Source organism: Aliiroseovarius sp. PTFE2010 (assembly GCF_049943335.1).
Taxonomy (GTDB): Bacteria; Pseudomonadota; Alphaproteobacteria; order Rhodobacterales; family Rhodobacteraceae; genus JBNFVY01.
Genome location: NZ_JBNFVY010000008.1, coordinates 1 through 22,767 on the forward strand (window position 1 = coordinate 1; position 22,767 = coordinate 22,767).

Below are 22,767 nucleotides of genomic sequence, written 5' to 3' on the forward strand. Positions count from 1 at the left end.
GCCCGTCTGGCGTCCCGTTAGCGCCTCAGCGCCGCCGGTGAAGGGGCTTTTACGGATACCTATCAAAACCCGCAAGGGCTTTTTACAAGAAAAGTGACGATTTTTTCTCGCTTCTAACTTATCTTAGTAAAAACAAGGCATTAGGCGGCTGAATTCTTTTCGCCAAACGCTTGGCACTACCATGCTGGCGCTCGCTCTTGCGTGAGGATTCTGGCCCGGCAGGCTTATCCACAGACCTATCCCCCGATTTCCGGGAAAAATCGCTGACTCGCGTGGTGGAATCGGGGCTTCAGGTGCGGATGACTCGCTTGATCTGGGGCAGACGCAGCGCAAGCAGGCCCAGAATGATTCCCAGATAGACCAAAGGTTCGACCTGCCAGCCTTTGACCAGCATCACGAAATGCACAGATCCCAGCACGGCAACGACATAGGTCAGCTTGTGCAATTTGCGCCAGGCCGGGCCAAGCTTACGGATGGACCAGTTATTGGAAGTCGCCGCCAAGGGGATCATCAGGACGAAGGCCGCCATGCCGATCGTGATATAGGGGCGCTTGACGATGTCCTTGAAAATCTGGCTGACGATTTGAACGTCCAGTACCAGCCAGACCAACAGGTGCAGAGCGATATAGAAGAAAGCGATCAGGCCCAAAGCCCGGCGATATTTGATCAGGTTGATGCCGGTGGCCAGTCGCAGCGGCGTGATGGCCAGCGCCAAGATCAGCACCTGGAGGCCCAGTTCACCCAGTTCGTGTTCCAGCGCCTTTATCGGCTCGACGCCCAAACCCCCGGTCATCCCAAGGAAGAAGAACCAGACAGGCGGGATGACCGACAGAAAATAGAGCGGCCATGCGGGCACTTTGCGGGTCGCGCGACTGATGGTTTGCGACAGGGGGGGCAACTGGGGCATCAGAAGTCCTGAGACAGGTCCATGCCCTTGTATAGGCCGGCCACCTGGTCTTCATACCCGTTGAACATCAACGTGGGCTGGCGCTTGGTAAACAGCCCCCCGCCGATCCGGCGTTCGGTTGCCTGGCTCCAACGTGGATGATCGACCTGGGGATTCACATTGGAATAGAACCCGTATTCGCGGTGGTTCTGATCCTTCCACGTGTTCATTGGCTGATCGGTCTGCAGGGTGATCCGCACAATCGACTTGATCGATTTGAAACCGTATTTCCACGGCACGACCAAGCGCAGCGGCGCACCATTCTGGTTCGGCAGGTCTTTTCCGTAGATCCCTGTCGCCACCAGCGTCAGCGGGTGCATCGCTTCGTCCAGACGCAACCCTTCGACATAGGGCCAATCCAAGATCGCGCGGCGTTGACCCGGCATTTCTTCGGGTCGGACCAGCGTTTCAAAGCGCACATACCTGGCCGACGGCTGAACGCCGACCTTGTCCAACAGGTGGCTCAACTGGAAACCGTTCCATGGCACAACCATGCTCCAGGCTTCGACGCAGCGAAAGCGATAGACACGTTCTTCGATTGGCAGGCCGTCCAGCACATCAGCCAGATCGTAGGTGCCCGGCTTGTCGACCAGACCGTCGATCTGCACGGCCCACGGATCGGTCGTCAGCATGTGGGCGTTGCGGGCCGGATCGTCCTTGCCCGTGCCGAATTCGTAAAAATTGTTGTAGTTGGTGATATCTTCAAAGCTGTTCGGGACTTCTTCAACAGAAAACCCCGCAGCGCGGGCCGGGCCCGCGACCAAACCGGCCGCCCCCAAACCCGCCAGTACGGCCCGCCGGTTGAGGTAGGTGCGTTCGGGCGTGATGTCTGAATATTTCAGATCAGGGGTCCAGCGTGCCATCGTTTGTCTCCGTTCTTTGTTGCCCCAGAGCTAGCCCGGGACGGGCGCGACACAAAGCAAACTGTTTTCACGATGGCGTTGGAGAATTGTAACTTGGAAATAACTTGTTGAACGGAATCGAACTGCCGTCGGCCTGCACGATCCGAACATGACGACGGCGCATCTGGCGCGGTTCGGTGACCCCCACGGAATGGGCGATCGTTTCCAGCTCGGATGTCATGGACCGCGCGTAGGCGGCGACTTTCTTGTATTTATCTTCCACAACCAACCCCTTTTGCAGGTGCGGATCGTGGGTCGTGATCCCTGTGGGGCAGGTGTTCTTGTTGCATTTGAGCGCCTGGATACAGCCCAGCGAAAACATGAACCCGCGGGCCGAGGCGACGAAATCGGCCCCCGCGCACAGCGCCCAGGCCAGATCGCCGGGATTGACCAGCTTGCCGGCCGCGATGATCCGGATGCGATCGTGTAGCCCGTGCATGTCGCGCAGATCCACGATGCGGGGCAACGCCTCGCGGATGGGCAGGCCGACCAGATCAATAAGCGGCATGGGCGCCGCGCCTGTCCCGCCCTCGCCGCCATCTATCGTGATGAAATCCGGCGCGCTTTCAGGGCCCCGTTCCTGGATCAGCTGAAAGAACTCTTCCCACGGATCGGCGCTTCCGATCACGGCCTTGAACCCGGTGGGCTTGCCGGTGACCTCGCGCATGCGGGCGATAAAGTCCAAGAGGTCACCGAAATCATCCACCTCGCGGTGGCGGTTGGGGGATATTCCATCTTCGCCGGGTCTCAACCCGCGAATTTCGCGGATTTCCTTGTTGATTTTCTCGGCGGGCAGGATGCCGCCCTTGCCGGGTTTGGCACCCTGGCTCAACTTGATCTCGAACATCTTGATTTCCGGATGCTCGGCAATCCTGCGCAGCTTGTCGTCATCCAGATTTCCGGCCTTGTCCCGGACGCCGTATTTTGCGGTGCCGATCTGGTAGACAAGATCGCAGCCGGATTCCAGATGAAACGGCGACACCCCCCCTTCGCCCGTGTTCATCCAGATGCCTGCGTCTTTCGCACCGCGCGCCAGCGCACGCACTGCGGGTTTGGAAATGGCGCCATAGCTCATGCCCGAGATGTTGAAGATCGACGGTGCCACATACGGGTGCCGGCAATGCGGGCCGATTTCCAGCGGGGCGGTCTTGGCAAACTGGTCCTCTAACGGCGGAAAGGCCGCGTTGACGAAGATCGGGGTGCCGGGGATCGACAGATTGCGGGTCGAGCCGAAAGCCACCGTATTGCTCTTGTCATGCGAGGCCCGGTAGATCCAATCGCGCTGCGCCCGGTTGAACGGCATTTCTTCACGGTCCATGGCAAAGAAGTACTGCCGGAAAAACTCGCCCAGTCCTGAAAACAGGTGCCTGAACCGTCCGATCACCGGATAATTGCGCCGGATGGCATCGCCAGCCTGCGTCGTATCGATGAAGTACATTGCAACCAAGGACAGCATGAAAGCCCCGACGGCGACGACGAAAATCACCGCGAGGATTTCAAGTGCCGTGCCCGTCCAGTCCAGAATTGTCATCAAGCCGCTCCGATCTGCCATTTTCAGACCAACCTTGACGTCATAGGCGTCTGTTTGGAACCCGAATTCTTCCGTGGGCGGGGCCGTGGGTTTGGCACGAAACGCTCGCAAGATGTTCACAACCGATCACACACTTGGGACTTGAAACCAAAAATGCCGCGGGCTTGGTGCAAATTGGCGCCCGTTCAAGCCCGCGCCGCCCGCTTTTTTGGTGATCCAATTCAACGCGGCCTCGTACTCCGGTCACATGATCATCAGAAAGGGAGTTACCTCATGTTCCGCAGAAGCTTCATGGCCCTCGCCGCCACCTCTGTCCTTGCCACCGCAGCCTGTGCCGGCGGTCACGGTATGGATATCGTCGACACCGCTGTCAGCGCAGACGACTTCAACACGCTCGTCGCCGCAGTTCAGGCCGCCGATCTTGTCGACACGCTCAAGAGTGACGGCCCCTTCACCGTATTCGCACCAACCGACGCGGCTTTTGCTGCCCTGCCCGACGGGACGGTCGAAACCCTGCTCAAGCCGGAAAACAAGGATCAGCTGGTGTCGATCCTGACCTATCACGTGGTGCCGGGCAAAGTGATGTCGGGCGATCTGTCAGACGGCATGATGGCCGCCACCGTACAAGGGGACACTGTCACCATCGGCACCATGGGCGGTGTGACCGTCGATGGCGCGAACGTCGTGCAAGCCGACATCGAAGCTTCGAACGGCGTCATCCACGTGATCGACAAGGTGATCATGCCAGGCATGTAAGCCCGCAATACAAGAAAAAACCCGCCGGATCGCTCCGGCGGGTTTGTTTGTCAGTGGACGACCGCGTCGTCTGGTTTGGGCCGGTTTGTGGTCGCGACCTTGTCGCCGATAATCAGCCCATCGGCCCCGGCGCTGACCGTCACGGTATCGCCGTCTTTGATGTCGCCAGCCAGCAGCATCTCGGCCAACGGGTCCTGCACCGCGCGCTGGATCACGCGCTTGAGCGGGCGAGCACCGAACACCGGATCGTAGCCTTCGTCGGCCAGCCACTTTTCGGCCGCCTCGTCCAATTCGATCTCAATGTCGCGCCGCGCCAGCCGCTTGCGCAGCAGACCCAACTGGATCGAAACGATGCCCGACATGTCCTCGCGGCCAAGGCGATCGAAGATGATCGTCTCGTCCAGACGGTTCAGGAATTCGGGGCGGAAGTGCGCCCGCACCGCGTCCATCACATCGCGCTTGGCATCGGCAGCATCAGCCCCATCAGGGAGCTGACTGAGCGCCTGCGCGCCCAGGTTGCTGGTCAGCACGATCAGCGTCTGCTTGAAGTCGACGGTACGACCCTGACCATCGGTCAGCACACCATCATCCAGCACCTGCAACAGCACGTTGAACACATCCGGGTGGGCCTTTTCGACCTCGTCGAACAGGATCACCTGATAGGGGCGCCGGCGCACGGCTTCGGTCAGAACGCCGCCCTCATCGTAGCCGACATAACCCGGGGGCGCACCGATGAGCCGCGCCACCGCGTGTTTCTCCATGAACTCGGACATGTCGATGCGGACCATCGCGCTGTCGTCGTCGAACAGATATTCGGCCACGGCCTTGGTCAGTTCGGTTTTACCCACGCCCGTCGGGCCCAAGAACAGGAAACTGCCCAGCGGACGATTTTCGTCGTTCAGGCCCGCACGCGCACGGCGCACGGCGTTCGCCACGGCGCGGACAGCTTGTTTCTGACCGATCACGCGCTTGCCAAGCTCGTCTTCCATGCGCAGCAGCTTGTCGCGTTCGCCCTCCAGCATCTTGCTGGTGGGAATGCCCGTCCAGCGTTCGACCACCTCGGCGATCTGCTCGGGGCGCACGGCTTCTTCGACCATCAGGTCGCCGTCTTCCTGCACTTCGGCCGCAGCCAGCTTTTTCTCCAACTCGGGGATTACCCCATAAGACAGCTCGCCCGCCTTGCCCAGATCACCGTGCCGCTTGGCGATGTCCAGATCGGCCCGCGCCTGATCCAGCTGTTCTTTCAACTCGCGCGCGCCTTCCAGCTTGTCGCGTTCAGACTGCCATTTGGCGGTCATGGAATCGGATTTTTCCTGCAGACCCGCCAGCTCAGCCTCGAGCTTTTCCAGCCGCGACTTGGACGCATCGTCGTCTTCTTTCTTCAGCGCCTCAGCTTCGATCTGAAGCTGCAGGATCTGGCGATCCAGCTGGTCCAGTTCCTCTGGCTTGCTGTCGACCTCCATCCGCAAACGGCTGGCGGCCTCGTCCATGAGGTCAATCGCCTTGTCGGGCAAGAAGCGGTCCGTGATATAGCGGTGGCTCAACGTGGCCGCCGCCACCAGCGCGCTGTCGGAAATCCGCACGCCGTGGTGCATTTCGTATTTTTCCTTGATGCCGCGCAGAATCGACACGGTGTCTTCCACCGTCGGCTCTTCGACCATCACAGGCTGAAACCGCCGGGCAAGCGCCGCGTCTTTTTCCACGTACTTGCGGTATTCGTCCAACGTCGTGGCACCCACGCAGTGCAATTCACCCCGCGCCAGCGCCGGCTTGATCAGGTTGGCCGCGTCCATCGCGCCATCGGTCTTGCCCGCGCCAACAAGCGTGTGCATTTCGTCGATGAACAGGATGATTTCACCCGCAGCGGCGGTGATTTCGGACAAGATCGCCTTCAGGCGTTCTTCGAATTCACCGCGATATTTGGCACCGGCAATCAACGCGCCCATGTCCAGCGCCAACAAGCGCTTGTTCTTCAGGCTCTCGGGCACATCGCCATTGATGATGCGCAAGGCCAAGCCTTCCGCAATCGCGGTCTTACCCACGCCGGGTTCACCGATCAGCACCGGATTGTTCTTGGTCCGGCGCGACAGCACCTGCATGGACCGGCGAATTTCTTCATCCCGGCCAATGATCGGGTCGATCTTGCCCTGCTCGGCCGCTTCGGTCAGGTCACGCGCATATTTCTTGAGCGCGTCATACCCTTCTTCCGCGCTTGCCGAGTTGGCCGTGCGGCCCTTGCGCAAATCGTTGATTGCGCTGTTCAGCTTCATCGCCGTCACGGCACCAGCATCCAGCGCGTCTTTGGCGCCGGATTTGACCACGGCCAGCGCGGTCAGGATGCGTTCGACCGGCACAAAGCTGTCGCCGGCCTTTTTGGCCAGTTTTTGCGCTTCGTCCAAGACCTTGGCGGTCTGTTGATCCATATAGGTCTGCCCTGCGTCACCACTGACCTTGGGCAGCTTGGCCAGGTTCGCCTCGACCGTTTCGCTGACGCGCGCGGGTTCGCCCCCGGCGCGTTTTATCAAGTTCGAGGCAAGACCTTCTTCATCGTCCAACAGCGCTTTAAGCAAATGCTCGGGCACCAGACGCTGGTGACCTTCGCGCAAAGCAATCGTCTGGGCCGCTTGCAGAAATCCCCGCGACCGCTCCGTGAATTTTTCCATATCCATCGGCAGTTCTCCTTTTATAGCACCCTGACTGCCCGGCACCCACTTGGCGGCGCACCCGGCGATGGGCCTTGATCTTCAGATGGGAAGTTGCGCAGGCCGGTTCAAGTTAGCCTGTGCGAAAATCCACACAGACGGACGCCCGGCGCGGCACGCCAATTCAGGGCCATTCAATTCAGGGCCATTCATGGCTAAATGCCGCCCGCGCATTGAGGGGAACAATTTCGCACCGTCCGCGTTGTCAAATCAGGCCGTCAAACATACGTGGCAGTCAGAGCAGTCAACACGGGGAAGCCCGACATGAATTATGCGACCGAGGTTACCAACCTGACCTACAATGCCGCCGACCAGCAATTCGAGGCGTTGGTGATCCTGCACGAGGCGGGCGACCGATTGGGGTTTCCCACCAGCCTCAAAGCCCCGATCACAGCCGATTTCGAAACCGTGGCGCGGTCATTGGTTGTCCAAGCCAAGGTGCGCCGGGCACAAAACGTGCACGAATTGATGTCGCGGCTGAGGCCGATGACGTCGAAGGTGTCACACGCGGCTTGACGACAATTTCCCAAGTACCGCCCGCGCTGACCGAAACAGCGCAGACTCTGCGCCGTCGTCGTACGGCGGGACATCGTAGCGCTCAAGCAGCCGGTATTCCTCTTCGGTCAGGACGCAGCGCAGGAAATTGAAAACCCTGCGCTTGTCTTGTTCCGACAAACGTTTCTGATGAAACTTGAAATCCCGTGGGGCCTTTTTGGTCTTTGAACCGCCCCCAACCGCCTGTTTAACGTCGTACATATTGCGGCTGGACTCAGCCAGTTCATCCCACCGCCCCCTCAGGACTTCCAGTGAATAGCCTGTCGATCCGGGCAGATCCTTCAGATCCAGAAAATCCAGCAGGCTCATCATGGTTTCGGGGTTGGTTGTCAGATCCTCGTAATAAAAGACGCGAACATCTGCGTCTTGGCACCGCGACAAGAAGCGAATGTTGCCGACATAGCATCCGAAATTCCGCAGCTTGCTATCTGCCATGCGCACATAGCTCTCCAACGGATCACGCAGCACCAACGATACTTTGGCCTGTTGCGCCTCGGATCGCGGAATATTTTGCCACGCCCCGTGTCGCCTGCGCCGCGTCCACCCCAGGGCATCATGCGTCCTTAGAAAGGCCTCTTGCGTGTTTTCGTCACCGGGCAATAGCGATGTCTTTCCCGGCGTTTTGACGCCTGCGAACGTTTCGACACAGTACCTGATCCAGTTCAGCCCACTGCGCGGAGCGGAAACCACGATGTTCTTCGCCATCAGATCCATGCCACCATGCAACAGAAAGAAATCATCATGTTTACTTGACGGCGATTTCCCAATTCTGCAAGTGCATTTCAAACCCACAACCCGGAGCGCCCAAATGTCCGATGACCGCCTGATTGTCGCCCTTGATGTCCCAAATGCAATTGCCGGGCTGGAATTGGCCGACAAACTGGGCGACGCGGTGTCGTTCTACAAAATCGGCTTGGGTATGCTGACGGGGGGTGGCCTTGCGTTGGCGAATGAACTGAAGCAGGCGCGGGGAAAGCGTATTTTTCTCGATATGAAACTCTTTGACATCGGCGCCACGGTGGAAGCCGCCGTGCGTGGGCTGGCACAGTTTGATCTGGATTTCCTTACCGTTCACGGCGACCCCTACGTGGTGCGCGCCGCCAAAGAAGGGGCCGCGGGCAAAGACCTGAAAATCCTTGCCGTGACGATCCTGACATCGCTGGACCGCGATGATCTGGACGGCGCCCTGATCAAAACCGGCGATCTGCGCGAACTGGTGCTGGAACGGGCGGGCAATGCTTTTGCTGCCGGGGCGGACGGAGTCATCGCCTCGCCACAGGAAGCGGCGCTGATTCGTGCGCTGCCCGAGGCCGCCGGCAAGCTGATCGTTACGCCCGGTGTGCGCCCTGTCGGGGCAGCCTTGGGCGATCAGAAACGCGTAGCAACCCCGGCCCAGGCGATCAACGACGGCGCGGACCACATCGTGGTCGGCCGCCCGATCTGGCAGGCGGACGATCCGGCGCAGGCCGCACGCGACGTCGTGGCCGAATTGGCCTGACGCCCCCGCTCCGGCCCTGTCCTTTTGGCACGCCGGACAGTATCATCAAGGTATCGACAGGAGCTTTCGATGCCATCTCTCTGCCGCGACTGCCTGCATCAGTTCGACGCCGGGGCGCGCTGCCCCAATTGCGGTCAGCCGCGTGTCCTTTCGCATCCCGAACTCTTTGACCTGACCATTGCGCACATGGATTGCGACGCCTTCTACGCCAGCGTCGAAAAGCGCGACAATCCCGCCTTGCGCGACAAACCGGTTATCATCGGTGGCGGCAAGCGCGGGGTGGTATCGACCGCCTGCTATATCGCGCGAATCCGCGGTGTGCGGTCGGCGATGCCGATGTTTCAGGCAATGAAACTGTGCCCGGATGCCGTGGTCATCAAAGGCCGGATGCAGGTCTACGCCCAAGTTTCACGACAGGTGCGCGCCCTGATGGACGAACTGACCCCGGTGATTGAGCCGCTGTCGCTGGACGAAGCGTTTTTGGATATGACCGGCACCGCCAAGCTGCACGGCGCGCCCCCAGCGGTGATGCTGGCGCGACTGACCAAACGCATGAAGGACGAAATCGGGATCACAGGTTCAATCGGGCTGTCGCACAACAAATTCCTGGCCAAGGTGGCCTCTGATCTGGACAAACCGCGGGGGTTTTCCGTGATCGGCAAGGCCGAAACCGAAGCCTTTTTGCGCGACAAGCCGGTGCGGATCATCTGGGGGATCGGCCCGGCTGCGCAAGCGTCTCTGGAACGCGCGGGCATTCGCACGATCAACGATATCCTTCGGTGGGACCGGCGCGATCTGGCCCAACGCTTCGGCACGATGGGCGACCGGTTGTGGCATATCGCGCGCGGTCTGGACGGGCGGCGCATTTCGGCCCACGCACCGGTAAAGAGCATTTCCAAGGAAACCACGTTTTCCCAGGACACCGCCGATCGGGATTTGCTGGACGGGCATCTGTGGCGCCTGTCCGAGCAGGTGGCCGACCGGGCCAAGGCCAAGGGCAAGGCGGGGCGGGTGGTCACGCTGAAACTCAAGCGCGCAGACTTTTCGTCGCTCACCCGTCGCCATGCGCTTGGTGATGCGACCCAGATTGCAGATCGCATTTATCGCGAAGTCCGCAGCCTTTTGGATCATGTACAAGACGCCGGCCCCTTTCGGCTGATCGGGGTGGGTCTGTCCGATATCACCAGCGCCGAAGATGCCGATCTGACAGCAGACCTTCTGGACCCCGACGCCGCGAAACGCGCCCGCGCCGAGCAGGCGACAGACGCAATCCGCGCGCGCTTCGGGGCCGACGCAATCGTCAAGGGCCGTGCTCTGCGGTAACGACTCAGTTTCCCGGAATTTTGTTTGCGTTTGTTTGCGTTGTCGACTCTGCGCTGACCTCTGCCCTGATCCATCAGCCGCATCGCTTGCCGGCCGGGCGGTTATTCCGCGGCCATAGGCATATCGGATTCGCACAGCCCGGCGATGCCGGCAACAATGCGTGCCATCATGTCCTTGGTCGCCGCAAAGTCGTCATTCGGCTGAATGGTACTTTCGTCCATATAAAGTGATCGGTCGATTTCGATCTGGATCACGTGCTGCCCGCGCGACGGGCGGCCGTATTGCTGGGCCACATAGGCGCCGGCGAATGGCGTGTTGCGCGCGACCGTCAAACCCTCGCAGGTAAAAAGGTGTTCGATCTCGGCGGTGATCCGCGGATCGGCCGACGCCCCGTAGCGATCCCCCAAAACAACGTCCGGCGTCTTGCGGTGACGCGGCGTATGGTTCGCGACGGCCTCATGCGGCATGGAATGGCAATCGATCAGAATCGCCTCACCGAACAGGCGCCCGGTGTCTTCAAGCAACTGCGTCAGCTTGTCGTGATACGGATGCCAAACGCGCTCCAGCCGGGCCTGCGCCTCACTCAACGGCATCTTGCCCGAATAAATTGCGCGCCCGTTAGAGACCACGCGCGGAATCACCCCAAGTCCCGAACTGACACGCGGGTTGTGCGATGTCCGGCGCACCCCTTCAATCAGGGCCGGGTCCAGTTCCTCGGAGGCGCGGTTCAGATCGACCCAGGCGCGCGGCGCTACGGCTGTCAGGAAAGGTGCGCCCACGTCGGGGGCTGTGTCGAACAACATGTCGACAAAAGCGTCCTCGGATGAGCGCAAGGTGTGGGCGTCCAGAACGGCATTGTTCAGGAAATGGTCGTCATAGTTGCGGCCACTGTGTGGCGATGCGAAAACCACACTTGTCCGTTGAACATCCGGCCTGACAAGGCGATAGGCATGTGCGCTCATTCGTATTCCCTTCATTGGCTCTACTATAGCGGGATTCTTTTCATTGCCAAAAGCTCTTGAAAGCCACACCGACTCCTTTTATACGCTCGCAAACCGGCGCGGGGATTTCCCGCGTCTTGTTTGTTGGGTCGCATGCCCCGGCTGGCAAGACGAACGCGACGGAGGGCGTATAGCTCAGTGGTAGAGCACTTCGTTGACATCGAAGGGGTCACAAGTTCGAACCTTGTTACGCCCACCATTCACCGCCCCGAAAAGGGCACAGGATCAACTGGCGCAGCCAATAGCGCCGCGAAGAAGGAGAAGGGCCATGAAAGTCCGCAACTCGCTCCGCTCGCTTAAGAACCGGCACCGTGATTGCCGCGTGGTGCGCCGTAAAGGCCGCGTCTACGTGATCAACAAGACACAGCGCCGCTTCAAAGCACGTCAGGGCTAAGCCCGATGTCGGCCTTCGGGCCGGACGCGACAGTCAAAGGGCCGCCTCGGGATACCGGGCGGCCCTTTTGGCATGCACGGCGCAGGCTGTATCACCCCGATGGCCGCGAGCGGCGCGCATGTGATGCAGATCAAGGCAAGGTTGGGCGCGGCGCGCAATAGTGGCGCGACCCCAAACCAAAGGCGCGGCTATGCCCGACATCCCCAAACCTGCCCTGCCCGCTTTGCGCCCCGACGCCCCTGTGCCGATGCGTCGGCACGAAGGCTTGGATCGTTCGGTGCGGGCCTCGGTTTCAAGACTGACCGCCGGGGTTTCGCCTTATGCCACCTTCGGCGCGCTCAGCGATTGGACCATGCATCTGGCCCGCGCGCCGGGGCGGCAATTGGAGCTGTTCGAATTGGCGCAGGAAAACACCGCCAAATTGGGATGGTTCGCGCTGGACAGCATGATGCGTCGCGACGACCCGCCACCAGCGCCCTTTGTGCCGCGCAAGCAGGACCATCGCTTTGCCCATCCCGATTGGCAAAAGCACCCGTTCGTGTTCTGGCAGCAGGCTTTTCTGGCCACACAGGAATGGTGGGAAGCCTCGACCAAGGGCCTGCGCGGGCTGCATCCGCGTGATGCAGATCGCACCGGTTTCATTATCCGCCAAACGCTCGACACGTTGTCGCCGTCCAACTTCCCATGGCTCAACCCCGCCATTCTGGAAAAGACCCGCGACACAGGCGGCAAAAATCTGGCCGATGGGGCAATCAATTGGTTGCAGGACGCTCATTCAGCCCTGACCCAGACCCCCAAGACCGCCCCACCGGGCCACAAAATCGGCCGCGACATCGCCTGCACCCCGGGTAAAGTCGTCTACCGAAATGAGATTTTCGAGCTGATTCAGTACAGTCCGACCACCGAAACGGTCCACGCCGAACCTGTGCTGATCATCCCGGCATGGATCATGAAGTACTATATTCTTGACCTGTCGCCCCACAATTCGCTGATCCGATACCTTGTCGATCAGGGCCACACCGTCTTTGCCATTTCATGGACAAACCCGGGCGCGGAAAAGCGTAACCTCGGGCTGGACGACTACCGCCGCGACGGTGTCATGCGTGCGCTGGACGCGGTCGAAGCGATCGTGCCAGGTCAGAAGATCCACGCGGTCGGCTATTGTCTGGGTGGTACAATGCTGGCGATCGCAGCCGCCACCATGGCGCGCGATGGCGATGACCGGCTGGCCAGTGCCACGCTGATGGCCGCACAAACTGACTTCACCGAAGCGGGCGAATTGTTGCTGTTTCTCGACGACAGCCAGGTCGCGTTTCTGGAAGACATGATGTGGGAACAGGGCTATCTGGATCGCCCGCAAATGTCTGGCGCCTTTGCCGCGATACGGGCGGAAGACCTGATCTGGTCGCGCGCAGTCAAACGTTATTTCCTGGGCGAACAGGACGTGCCCAGCGACATTGGCGTGTGGAACGCTGACACCACACGCATGCCCGCCCGGATGCATTCGGAATACCTGCGCGGCCTGTTTCTGGAAAACCGTTTGACCGGCGGGCGCTTTGCAGTCGACGGACGGGTCATCGCGCTCAAAGATATCACCGCGCCGATGTTCGTTGTCGGAACCGAAGCCGATCACATCGCGCCGTGGCGCTCGGTCTATAAGGCAAAGCTATTTACCGACAATGACCTGCACTTTCTGCTGACCAAGGGCGGGCACAACGGTGGCATCCTTTCCGAACCGGGCCACAAAGGTCGGCACTACCGCATTTCGCATCGCAAGGCCGGGGCACTCTATCTGGACCCGGACACGTGGTTGGCGCGACATGACCCCCAAGATGGCTCGTGGTGGCCGGAATGGGCCGGCTGGCTCGCTGCGCATTCTTCTTCGCGCGTCGCGCCGCCCGCTCTTGGTGCGCCGACGGCAGGTTACCCCCCACTCGGTGACGCGCCGGGCACCTATATCTTTCAAAAATGAGCGTTTGGATGCCAAGGTGGGCGCTTGGCCCCTGCCCCCGGTATGGCGGCATGACCATTTCTGTTGAAACGCGCGGCCAGTGACTTGTGGCCCTGAAGCGGCACGAACAATTCGATCCGCGTGCATGGGCACGGACCCGCGCGGCCATTGTTGCCGCGCCGGGAAAGCGCCCGTCTAGTGGTGAGCATAGAGATCGTCAACGTCGTCCTGAATGTCCAATCCCATCGCTTCTGCACCACTTTGAAGATAATCGGACAACAACGGAATACCCAACAGATAGCTAGACGTTTTGGTGATGCGTTCGTTGCGCGCGGTTTGGACGGCTTCGCGCCAGTCGTCTGCCGTGAACGTTTCGCGCCCTATCCAGGTCAAGGCAACCAGTTCAGACTTTTCGTCCGAGTTCATGTCGTCGATGAAGGACGTCAATTCGTCATCGGTCAGGTCGCTGCCACGATTTTCCAGAATCGTGTCCGCATCAGCTACGTCGCCTGGGGCATCCCAGCGGCCGACCTTGGCTTCCAGTTCGCGTGCACGCACCACCACATAGGCAATCTTGCGTTCGCTAAGTTCCATCGCGCGGTCCTTTCGGTTGTTCCGTTGATCAACCTAAGACTAACACGAATGGTTCCAAATGACGTGGATCAATCACGCTTGAGCGGGACAACCTGCGCTTCGGGGGTGTCCAATTCGTCAAATTCGAAACTATCCAACTTCTGCGCACGTTTTCCAGCGCGTTCGGCGGCGGTGGTGATGTCGTCCAGATCTCTGCGGGCCTGGTTGAAATGGGTGTCCAGCTTTCCGACCCGCTCAACGACCAGTTCAACATCCCTGTGGACCAGCTGCAGGGTCTTGCGGATGGCCCCGGCCTGTTCGCGCATTCGGGCGTCCTTCACAATGGCGCGCATCGTGTTCAATGTCGCCATGCATGTGGTGGGCGAGACGATCCAGACACGCGCGGCAAACCCTTCACGAACGACCTCGGGCAGGTTCGCGTGCAGCTCGGCATAGACGGCTTCGGACGGAAGGAACATGATCGCGCCATCGGCAGTTTCCCCGTCGACGATGTAGCGTTCGGAAATATGCTTGATGTGGGTCTTGACGGCTTGGCGCAACAGCTTGGTCGCCTCTGCAACTTGGCCTTGCGTTTCGGCCCGCCTCAGTGTCTCGTAAGCTTCCAGTGGAAATTTGCTGTCGATGACAATTGGGCCGGGCGGATTTGGCAGGTGGATCAAGCAGTCAGCGCGCCGGCCGTTCGACAGGGTGGCCTGAAACGCGTAGCTGTCCGACGGTAGCGCCTTGCTGACGATATCCTGCAGCTGGATTTCGCCAAATGCGCCTCGGGTCTGCTTGTTCGACAGGATATCCTGCAGGCTGAGCACATCGCCCGATAGCTTTTCGATGTTCGCTTGCGCCTTGTCGATCGTCGCCAGTCGCTCTTGCAGTTCGGTCAGGGACTTGGTGGTTTTTTCCGATCCGCCCTTCAGCGTATCATTCATTTTTTCCTGCATCTCGGCCAGGCTGCGCGCGGACCTTAGGGCATTGTCGTGCAGACGGTCATTCATCTGGGCCTGCACCTGCGCCAGACGCTGCTCCATTTGCTGCAACATCTGGCTTTGCCCGGTCTGCTGGGCATCGGACACACTGCGCAGCCCTCCGGCCAATTGCTCTTGCCCACTGCCCAGAGTTTGTACGGATTTGCCCAGTTCGTTCATCTGCCAGATCAATGGCTCGGACATCGACGCCGTCTTGCGGGCGGCCCTGAGCGACAGCGCGAGAAGCAGCAGGATCAATAAAACAATCGCAGCGCCGGCAAGGGTGCCAATGACCAACGGGTCACCGATTGCGAATGTGCGATCGCCGATCTCAATCATGTGCGCCCGAACAGGCGCTCAATGTCGCTCAGCCTCAGCTCTACGTAGGTTGGGCGCCCGTGGTTGCATTGCCCCGAATGCGGCGTTGCCTCCATCTCTCGCAAAAGCGCGTTCATTTCGGCGGCCTGCATCCGGCGGCCCGACCGGATTGAGCCGTGGCAAGCGACACGGCTCAGAACCGCTTCCAGCTTAGTTTGAACCGATAGGCTTTCGCCCTGGTCGGCAAGTTCGTCCAGAATATCCAGAATCATCGCACGCGCATTGATTTCCCCAAGCAAGGCCGGGGTTTCGCGCACCGCGACCGCGCCGCCACCGAACGGTTCGATCACAAGGCCCAGTCGCGCCAGGTCCTCCGCAACGTCAAGAAGACGTTGCGCATCACCGCCTGACAGCTCAACGATCTCGGGGATCAAAAGCGCTTGGCTGGCGACGCCGTTGTCAGCCATCTGGCGTTTCAGTTTTTCGTAGACCAAACGTTCGTGTGCAGCATGCTGATCAACGATCACCATGCCGCGCTCGGTTTGGGCGACGATGTAGTTTTCGTGGACCTGCGCGCGCGCTGCTCCAAGGGGCAACGCCTCAAGCGCGGGTGAATCGTCAACCGGCTCGACCCGCGCCGAATAGCTTGCGGCCATTTCCGCAAATCCCGGCACGTCAGCGGCCTGGGGCGCGTGGGGCTCGATGCCCTGCGCGGTCCATCCGCCGCCCGCCGCTGGTGGGGTAGGATACCGGTTTTGCGGCCGGTCCATCTGGTACACACGCGGCTCTGTGGGCTCCGGTCGAAAGGCCCCAAGCGTGGCGTCTGCTACTGTGGTCGACGCCCGGTGGCCCGCCTCGGCCAAAGCATGGCGCAGCGCGGACACGATCAGGCCACGCACGATACCCGGTTCGCGGAACCTGACTTCGGACTTGGCCGGATGGACATTCACGTCGACAAGATGCGGATCGCAGTCGATGAACAGGCAGGCCGCCGGATGGCGATCGCGCGACAAAAAGTCGTGATAGGCGCCGCGCAGCGCACCGATCAGCAGCTTGTCCCGCACCGGACGTCCGTTCACGAACAGGAATTGTGCAACCGCTGACCCACGCGAATATGTCGGCAGCGCGGCATATCCTGTCAGGTGCAACCCGTCGCGTTCCGCATCGACACGCAGGGCGTTTTCGGCGAATTCCACCCCAAGCACACGCGCCAAACGTCCGTGCAGCGCGTCGAAAAGATCGCCCGATTCCGGATCGCTTCGGAACGTTACCCGGCCGTCGCCGCCAGCGGAGAGATCGCGCAGAGTGAACCCCACGAAGGGTTCGGCCATGGCCAGCCGTTTGACCACATCCGTGATGGCCTGCGCTTCGGCGCGGTCGGTTCGCATGAATTTCAGACGCGCGGGCGTGGCATAAAACAGGTCACGCAATTCAACAACGGTACCGCTGGAATGCGCTGCCGGCTTAACTGGCCCCATCGACCCGCCCGAGACCGCTACGCTGCACCCGTCGCATCCCGACGCGCGCGAGGTGATTGTCAGACGACCGACCGCACCAAGCGATGGCAAAGCCTCGCCCCGAAAGCCGAAGGACTGAATTGCGAGCAAGTCGGACCCATCGATTTTCGACGTGGCATGGCGCGACAGCGCCAGCGGCAGGTCGCGCGCATCCATGCCACACCCATCGTCCGTCACGCGGATCAGTGTCTTGCCCCCATCGGCATACGCCACGTCAATTCTGCGTGCCCCTGCATCCAGCGCGTTTTCGATCAGTTCCTTGACGGCGGATGCAGGACGTTCGACAACCTCGCCTGCTGCAATCCTGTTGATGGCAGCATCATCCAATTGACGGATTACCGGACGGTTTTCGCTTATGTTGGGGTGGGCGGCATTCATGCAGCTAAATCTAGCATGCGATCGGCCGATTCGACCAGTTCAATCCTTGTGCGCTGCGGTGGCTCAGTTGGCTGGCGGTTCGCTCAATCCCTCGGGCTGACCAACGATCACGAAAAACAGGTCTTCAGGCCGGTAAAGGCGGGCTGCGACGCGGTTGATCTCGTCCAAGGTGATGGCGTTCACCCGGTCGTTTCGATCGATAACGTAGTCCTTAGTTTGGCCGCGGAACTGCATGGACGCCAGAATATTCGCAATCGCCGCGTTCGAATCGAACCGCAACGGATATGCGCCCGTCAGGTATTTCTTGGCGTCGTCCAGTTCCTGCTGCGAGATGCCGTTTTCCGAGATTTTGGCCCATTCGGTTTCAATCACCTCAATGGCTTCACCCACGCGCGCGTTGCCCGTGGCAAATTGCCCGCCCAGCGTATCGCCATAGGGGCGCGAGGCCAGCCATGTTCCGATGCCATAGGTCAATCCGCGTTTTTCCCGAACTTCGCTGTGCAACCGACTATCGGTTCCTCCGCCGAAAATTTCGTTCAGAACGTAAGCGGTCAGGAAATCCGGGTCTGTTTCCGCAATACCCCGATGCCCGAACCGCACAACAGATTGTGGCGTTTCATAGGGCACCACTGTGACGCCTGGTTCGGCCTGATAGGTTGCTTGCCCGATCAGCGGCGCGCCTTCGTCTGGCAAGCTGCCCAAAAGCTCGTCGATCAACTGCCCCAGTTCCTGCGCAGTGATATCCCCGACTGCGGATACATACACACGATCTTTTGCCAAAGTTGCCCGGTGTGACGCGATCAGATCATCGCGCGTCAGAGCAGAAACGCTGGCGATGGTCCCGTCCGAGGACGAGCCGTAGGGATGATCACCCCATGTCATCGCCGCGACTTTTCGCGACAGGATATCGCCCGGATCGGTCAAGGACGCCTGGATCGACGAGATCAGTTGCGCCCGCACCCGTTCCACAGCCAAATCGTCGAAATTGGGGGCCGTCAAAGCGGCATTCAGCAAATCGACAGCTTCGTCCCGCGTCTCGGTCAGGAATCGGGCCGATACGGAAATTCCGTCGTTCGAGGCATCGAAACCGAATGATGCGGCGATGCTTTCGGTTGCTTCGGCAAAGGCGCGCGCGTCCATATCGCCGGTGCCTTCTTCGAGAAGCGACACCATCAGGGTCGCAGCGCCGCGCTTACCTTCCGGATCCAGCGACGCGCCGCCCTTGAACCGCATCTCGAGCGCGACGAATGGCAAAGAGTGTTCTTCAACCAACCATGCCTTGATGCCCCCCGGAGTGGTCACGTCCTGAATGGCGATTTCGGCGCGCAAAGGCAGCGCAGTGATCAGCATCACCCCTATGGCAATCATCAATCGGATCATTGCGACACCTCGGCCTGCTCAGTGGTTTCGGGCGACACCCAACCCGTCACGGATTTTCTGGGGTCGAATAGAGCTTTGGCGGCCGCCATCACATCCTGAGCGGTCACCGCATCGATCACGTCCGGCCAAGCCTCCACATCCGCCAATGTCAGCCCCGATGTCAGCGCTGCCCCATATCGCCGTGCCAGACCGTCGATGTTGTCATCACCATAGATCTGCGCGGCGCGCATTTTCATTTTGACGCGGGCCAACTGGTCTGGATCGACCCCTTCGGTCAAAAATTCGGCCAAAGCGGCATCCAGCGCTGTCTCGCCCTGCGCCAAAGACAAACCCGGCCTTGGCACCATGATCAGAGTAAAGGTCGTGTCATCATAGGATTGGCCGCGATAGTAGCTACCCACGTAGACCGCGGCGTCGCTTTCGAATTGCAGTTTGCGGCCCAAAACAGACGTATTTGACGACCCGCCAAGCAATTGCGACAAAATGGTCAAGGCGGCAGCGCCCTGTTGGTCACCGGCGTCGCGCTCGGGCGCGAGGTATGAGCGGCTAAGATAGGGCTGCGCAACGCGTGGGTCGGAAAACATCAGGCGCCGCTCAGAGAGCTGCGGCGGTTCCTGAGGGCGCTGTCGCGCCTCGATCCCTTCCGACGGCGCAAGCGGGCCATAGTGCGTATTCGCAAGTGCGCGAACATCTTGCGGGTCAACATCGCCGGCAACGACAAGGATCGCGTTGTTCGGCGCGTAGTATTTCGCATAAAAATCGTAGGCGTCGTCGCGCGTCAACGCTTCGATCTCATGTTTCCAGCCGATGGTCGGAATGCCGTATGGATGATTCAAATACTGCGCCGCGTCACGCTGTTCACTGAAAAGCGCGTTCGGATCGTTTTCAATCCGCATGTTCCGCTCTTCCAGAACCACCTGCTTTTCCGTCGCAAAATCCTCGTCCGTCATCTTGAGGTTTCGCATCCTGTCCGCTTCCATTTCCATCATGAGTCCAAGCCGGTCGGCGGCGACGCGTTGGAAATAGGCCGTATAATCTTGCGAGGTGAAAGCGTTGTCCGATCCCCCGTTCAACGCCACTGTTTCACTGAATTCCCCAGCGGCCAGCTTGTCGGTCCCTTTGAACAGCAGGTGTTCCAGGAAATGCGCGATTCCCGATTTCCCCGGCGGCTCGTCCGCGGCGCCGACGCGATACCACACCATGTGCACCACAAGGGGCGCGCGGTGATCTTCAAGAACGACGACCTCCATCCCGTTGTCCAAGGTGAACGTCGTCGGGTCTGCGGCGCGCGCAGGCAGGGCAGCAACCACGCCGAGCACGGCGGCGGCGATCAATCTAAACATGGCGTCTCCGGCGCAGGGTCAGCGGATGATCAAGAGCTAGGGTAATCCGTAGGGCTTGCCAAGCGTGCCCGCAAAGGGATGAACGGATCGTTACTGGCTCACCCCTTTTGGCGGCGCGGTCGGCGTGATCACGCCAAGACGGCGCAGACGCTCAAGTTCGGCATAGCTGTCCAATCGCTGGCGATCATACGCCTGCAGATAGGTGTTGCGCCCGACAAGCCGGTCCAGAATGCGGCCGCGAAACCGCCGGCGATAGGCGATATCTTCTTCTTCCAGCGATTCTCGGATATTCGGATCGGTGCCGTAGCGGCTGGCATGGGCCAACAGATCATTGGCCGCCACGCCGTCCGCACGGCCGCCCAGGGCCGCGATTGCGTCGGCGTTTGGTGTTGGGTCGCTGATATTTGTGTACCCTGGGGTCGGCGCCGGCAGTTCGGCATAGGACAGCGGCTCTTGCAGCGGTTTGTTGGGCACGATCGCAAATTCATCCGGCCCGATCTTGCCGCTGTCAGGCAAAAGGCGCGGCGCGCGCGTCCGATCACAAGCCGATACTGTCAACGCAAGCGCTACAACCAACCCAACCCTGATCAACCCTGCCATCATTCAGCACTCCCTTTCGGCCTTTTCTTAGCGCAGAGGCGAGCCGTCGTCACCCAGCCTTTTTCCCGCCCGTAAAAAGGATCAGTCCCGCTGCACCTGCAAAGATCGCAATATCGGCAACGTTGAAACTGTATGGATTGCGAAAACCGCAACAGCTTGTGTTCAGGAAATCGGCCACCGCGCCATAGAACAATCGGTCGATCACATTGCCAACCGCACCGCCCACCAGCAACCCGGCCGAAATGTAGCCTACGCGGCCCAAGGCCTCTTTGCGGGCCCAAATCAGCACCCAGACGCATATCGCCATGGCCAGAACGATCAATACCCACCGCATGGCATCTGCATTGTTGGCAAACAGACCGAAATTCACCCCCCGGTTCCACGCCATGCGAAACACAAGGTATGGGGGGAAAACATCGATCTCGCCGACACTGGCAAGATTCAGCCGCACCACGACCAGCCATTTGGTCACTTGGTCAATCACCAAGGTGACCAGCGCGGAGATCCAGAGCGCACGCATCAGTGGCGAAAGTGACGCATGCCGGTCATGACCATGGCCAGGCCAGCTTCGTCCGCAGCGGCGATCACCTCATCGTCGCGCATCGACCCGCCCGGCTGGATCACGCAAGATGCCCCCGCCGCAGCAGCTTCCTGCAAGCCATCGGCAAAGGGAAAGAAAGCATCCGACGCTACAGCGCTGCCCTGAGTCAACGGCGCGGGCAGCCCCATGGCTTCGGCCATCCGTTCGGCTTTTTTGGCGGCGATCAATGCGCTATCGACGCGGCTCATCTGGCCGGCGCCAACGCCGACTGTGGCCTGATCCTTAACGTAAACGATCGCATTCGATTTGACATGCTTTGCCACCTTCCACGCGAACAGCAGGTCGCGCATCTGGGCTTGTGTCGGCGCCAGTTTGGTGACCACGCGCAGATCGTCCATACCCACGAAGCCGGTGTCCTTGTCCTGCACCAACATGCCGCCTGCCACTTGCCGGAAAGTCAGCCCCTTGCTCTGCGGGTCCGGCAGGGCGCCAGTGGTCAATAGACGCAGGTTCTTTTTGGCGCTGAAGATTTCCCTGGCTTCGTCGGTGGCGCGGGGGGCGATGACAACCTCGGTGAAGATTTCGGTGATGGCGCGCGCGGTCTCGCCGTCAAGTTCGCCGTTCAAAGCCACGATGCCGCCGAATGCCGACGTCCGGTCGCAATCGAATGCGTTGCGGTAGGCCTGGGCCAGCGTCGCACCTTTTGCAACGCCGCAAGGGTTGGCATGTTTGATAATCGCTACTGCCGGGCTATCGGCGGGGTCGAATTCCGCCACCAGTTCGAATGCGGCGTCCGTATCGTTGATGTTGTTGTACGACAGCTCTTTGCCCTGGTGCTGGGTGGCGGTCGCCACGCCGGGGCGATCTGATCCATCCGTGTAGAAGGCGGCAGACTGGTGGGGGTTTTCGCCATAGCGCAGTGATTGTGCCAGCGTCCCCGCGAAGGCCCGGCGCCGCGGCATGTCCTGGCCGATCGCACCGGCCATCCAGGTGCTGACAGCGGCGTCGTAGGCTGCAGTCCGGGCGTAGGCGGTCTGGGCCAGGCGTTGGCGGAACGCCAGCGTGGTGCCTGCGTTTTCGTTCAGCTCGGCCAGCAAGGCGTCATAGTCCTGGACATCAACCACCACGTTGACGAAAGCATGGTTTTTGGCGGCCGCGCGGATCATGGCCGGGCCACCAATATCGATGTTTTCGATACAATCGGCGTAGTCTGCGCCCTTGGCGACGGTTTCCTCGAACGGGTAGAGATTGACGACCAGCAAGTCGATGCCTTCAATCGCGTGCTCGTTCATGGCCGCCACATGGGCATCGTTGTCGCGCAGGGCCAACAACCCGCCATGCACCTTGGGGTGGAGCGTCTTGACCCGTCCGTCCATCATTTCGGGAAAGCCAGTGACCTCGGCCACATCGCGCACCTTCAGACCCGCGTCGCGCAGCGCCTTTGCCGACCCGCCCGTCGACAACAATTCGACCCCCAGGTCGGCCAGCGCGCGGCCCAGGTCGATCAGACCCGTCTTGTCGGATACAGAAAGCAGCGCACGGCGTACGGGTTGGATGTCGGTCATTTTGGCCCCCAGA

At 60.4% G+C, this 22,767-nt stretch carries 20 protein-coding genes and 1 tRNA gene; 7 read left to right on the top strand and 14 right to left on the bottom strand.

Features of this window, described 5'->3' with window-relative positions:
- Positions 1-289: 289 nt before the first annotated feature.
- The 3 genes from msrQ to ACP2AV_RS11530 all read right to left on the bottom strand — a co-directional run bounded on the left by msrQ (position 290) and on the right by ACP2AV_RS11530 (position 3,379).
- A complete protein-coding gene (gene msrQ, locus ACP2AV_RS11520; protein WP_426372875.1) occupies positions 290-907 on the bottom strand; it encodes a protein-methionine-sulfoxide reductase heme-binding subunit MsrQ in 618 nt (205 codons plus the stop codon).
- Complete coding sequence (gene msrP / locus ACP2AV_RS11525) at positions 907-1,809, bottom strand: protein-methionine-sulfoxide reductase catalytic subunit MsrP (protein ID WP_426372876.1); 903 nt, start codon at positions 1,807-1,809, stop codon at positions 907-909. The genes msrQ and msrP overlap by 1 nt, the downstream gene beginning before the upstream one ends.
- A 67-nt stretch (positions 1,810-1,876) precedes the next feature.
- Positions 1,877-3,379: an FMN-binding glutamate synthase family protein gene (locus tag ACP2AV_RS11530; RefSeq protein ID WP_426372979.1), complete on the bottom strand. Its 1,503-nt coding sequence runs from the start codon at positions 3,377-3,379 to the stop codon at positions 1,877-1,879.
- 273 nt (positions 3,380-3,652) lie between these two features.
- On the opposite strand from ACP2AV_RS11530, the gene ACP2AV_RS11535 reads away from it, so the two are divergent.
- Entirely contained in the window at positions 3,653-4,135 is a 483-nt protein-coding gene (locus tag ACP2AV_RS11535) for a fasciclin domain-containing protein (RefSeq protein ID WP_426372877.1), read from the top strand.
- Between the two features lie 50 nt (positions 4,136-4,185).
- On the opposite strand, the gene clpB is transcribed toward ACP2AV_RS11535, so the two are convergent.
- Positions 4,186-6,804, bottom strand: coding sequence for an ATP-dependent chaperone ClpB (clpB, locus tag ACP2AV_RS11540; protein WP_426372878.1), 2,619 nt, complete (start codon positions 6,802-6,804; stop codon positions 4,186-4,188).
- A 297-nt stretch (positions 6,805-7,101) separates the two neighbouring features.
- On the opposite strand from clpB, the gene ACP2AV_RS11545 reads away from it, so the two are divergent.
- Complete coding sequence (locus ACP2AV_RS11545; RefSeq protein ID WP_426372879.1) at positions 7,102-7,353, top strand: hypothetical protein; 252 nt, start codon at positions 7,102-7,104, stop codon at positions 7,351-7,353.
- On the opposite strand, the gene ACP2AV_RS11550 is transcribed toward ACP2AV_RS11545, so the two are convergent.
- On the bottom strand, positions 7,339-8,097 hold the full coding sequence (locus ACP2AV_RS11550; RefSeq protein ID WP_426372880.1) for a hypothetical protein: 759 nt from the start codon (positions 8,095-8,097) through the stop codon (positions 7,339-7,341). The two genes, ACP2AV_RS11545 and ACP2AV_RS11550, sit on opposite strands and share 15 nt — an antisense overlap.
- Positions 8,098-8,200: 103 nt before the next feature.
- On the opposite strand from ACP2AV_RS11550, the gene pyrF reads away from it, so the two are divergent.
- A complete protein-coding gene (gene pyrF / locus ACP2AV_RS11555) occupies positions 8,201-8,890 on the top strand; it encodes an orotidine-5'-phosphate decarboxylase (RefSeq protein ID WP_426372881.1) in 690 nt (229 codons plus the stop codon).
- A gap of 69 nt (positions 8,891-8,959) precedes the next feature.
- On the top strand, positions 8,960-10,213 hold the full coding sequence (locus tag ACP2AV_RS11560; protein ID WP_426372882.1) for a DNA polymerase IV: 1,254 nt from the start codon (positions 8,960-8,962) through the stop codon (positions 10,211-10,213).
- Between the two features lie 101 nt (positions 10,214-10,314).
- Here ACP2AV_RS11560 and ACP2AV_RS11565 read toward each other — a convergent pair whose 3' ends face one another.
- Positions 10,315-11,175 carry an N-formylglutamate amidohydrolase gene (locus ACP2AV_RS11565; protein WP_426372884.1) on the bottom strand — a complete coding sequence of 287 codons (861 nt, stop codon included), beginning with the start codon at positions 11,173-11,175 and terminating at the stop codon, positions 10,315-10,317.
- Between the two features lie 163 nt (positions 11,176-11,338).
- On the opposite strand from ACP2AV_RS11565, the gene ACP2AV_RS11570 reads away from it, so the two are divergent.
- The 3 genes from ACP2AV_RS11570 (at position 11,339) to ACP2AV_RS11580 (ending at position 13,580) form a co-directional block, all read left to right on the top strand.
- Positions 11,339-11,413: transfer RNA gene (locus tag ACP2AV_RS11570), tRNA-Val, on the top strand.
- A 69-nt stretch (positions 11,414-11,482) separates the two neighbouring features.
- Entirely contained in the window at positions 11,483-11,608 is a 126-nt protein-coding gene (gene ykgO, locus ACP2AV_RS11575; RefSeq protein ID WP_005850168.1) for a type B 50S ribosomal protein L36, read from the top strand.
- A 190-nt stretch (positions 11,609-11,798) separates the two neighbouring features.
- Positions 11,799-13,580 carry a PHA/PHB synthase family protein gene (locus tag ACP2AV_RS11580; RefSeq protein ID WP_426372885.1) on the top strand — a complete coding sequence of 594 codons (1,782 nt, stop codon included), beginning with the start codon at positions 11,799-11,801 and terminating at the stop codon, positions 13,578-13,580.
- Between the two features lie 174 nt (positions 13,581-13,754).
- On the opposite strand, the gene ACP2AV_RS11585 is transcribed toward ACP2AV_RS11580, so the two are convergent.
- From ACP2AV_RS11585 to purH, 8 genes are all read right to left on the bottom strand, one after another.
- Positions 13,755-14,153 carry a DUF3775 domain-containing protein gene (locus ACP2AV_RS11585; protein ID WP_426372886.1) on the bottom strand — a complete coding sequence of 133 codons (399 nt, stop codon included), beginning with the start codon at positions 14,151-14,153 and terminating at the stop codon, positions 13,755-13,757.
- 68 nt (positions 14,154-14,221) lie between these two features.
- Positions 14,222-15,451, bottom strand: coding sequence for a DNA recombination protein RmuC (locus tag ACP2AV_RS11590; protein ID WP_426372887.1), 1,230 nt, complete (start codon positions 15,449-15,451; stop codon positions 14,222-14,224).
- Positions 15,448-17,325 (bottom strand): DNA mismatch repair endonuclease MutL, encoded by a 1,878-nt coding sequence (mutL, locus tag ACP2AV_RS11595; RefSeq protein WP_426372888.1) that lies wholly within the window; start codon positions 17,323-17,325, stop codon positions 15,448-15,450. Before mutL ends, ACP2AV_RS11590 begins: the two co-directional genes overlap by 4 nt.
- Positions 17,326-17,388: 63 nt before the next feature.
- A complete protein-coding gene (locus ACP2AV_RS11600; protein ID WP_426372889.1) occupies positions 17,389-18,705 on the bottom strand; it encodes a M16 family metallopeptidase in 1,317 nt (438 codons plus the stop codon).
- A complete protein-coding gene (locus ACP2AV_RS11605; RefSeq protein ID WP_426372890.1) occupies positions 18,702-20,048 on the bottom strand; it encodes a M16 family metallopeptidase in 1,347 nt (448 codons plus the stop codon). The genes ACP2AV_RS11600 and ACP2AV_RS11605 overlap by 4 nt, the downstream gene beginning before the upstream one ends.
- A 90-nt stretch (positions 20,049-20,138) precedes the next feature.
- On the bottom strand, positions 20,139-20,651 hold the full coding sequence (locus tag ACP2AV_RS11610; RefSeq protein WP_426372891.1) for a DUF3035 domain-containing protein: 513 nt from the start codon (positions 20,649-20,651) through the stop codon (positions 20,139-20,141).
- Positions 20,652-20,697: 46 nt separating this feature from the next.
- Complete coding sequence (gene lspA, locus ACP2AV_RS11615) at positions 20,698-21,168, bottom strand: signal peptidase II (RefSeq protein WP_426372893.1); 471 nt, start codon at positions 21,166-21,168, stop codon at positions 20,698-20,700.
- A complete protein-coding gene (gene purH, locus ACP2AV_RS11620) occupies positions 21,168-22,754 on the bottom strand; it encodes a bifunctional phosphoribosylaminoimidazolecarboxamide formyltransferase/IMP cyclohydrolase (protein WP_426372895.1) in 1,587 nt (528 codons plus the stop codon). Before purH ends, lspA begins: the two co-directional genes overlap by 1 nt.
- Positions 22,755-22,767 lie beyond the last annotated feature (13 nt).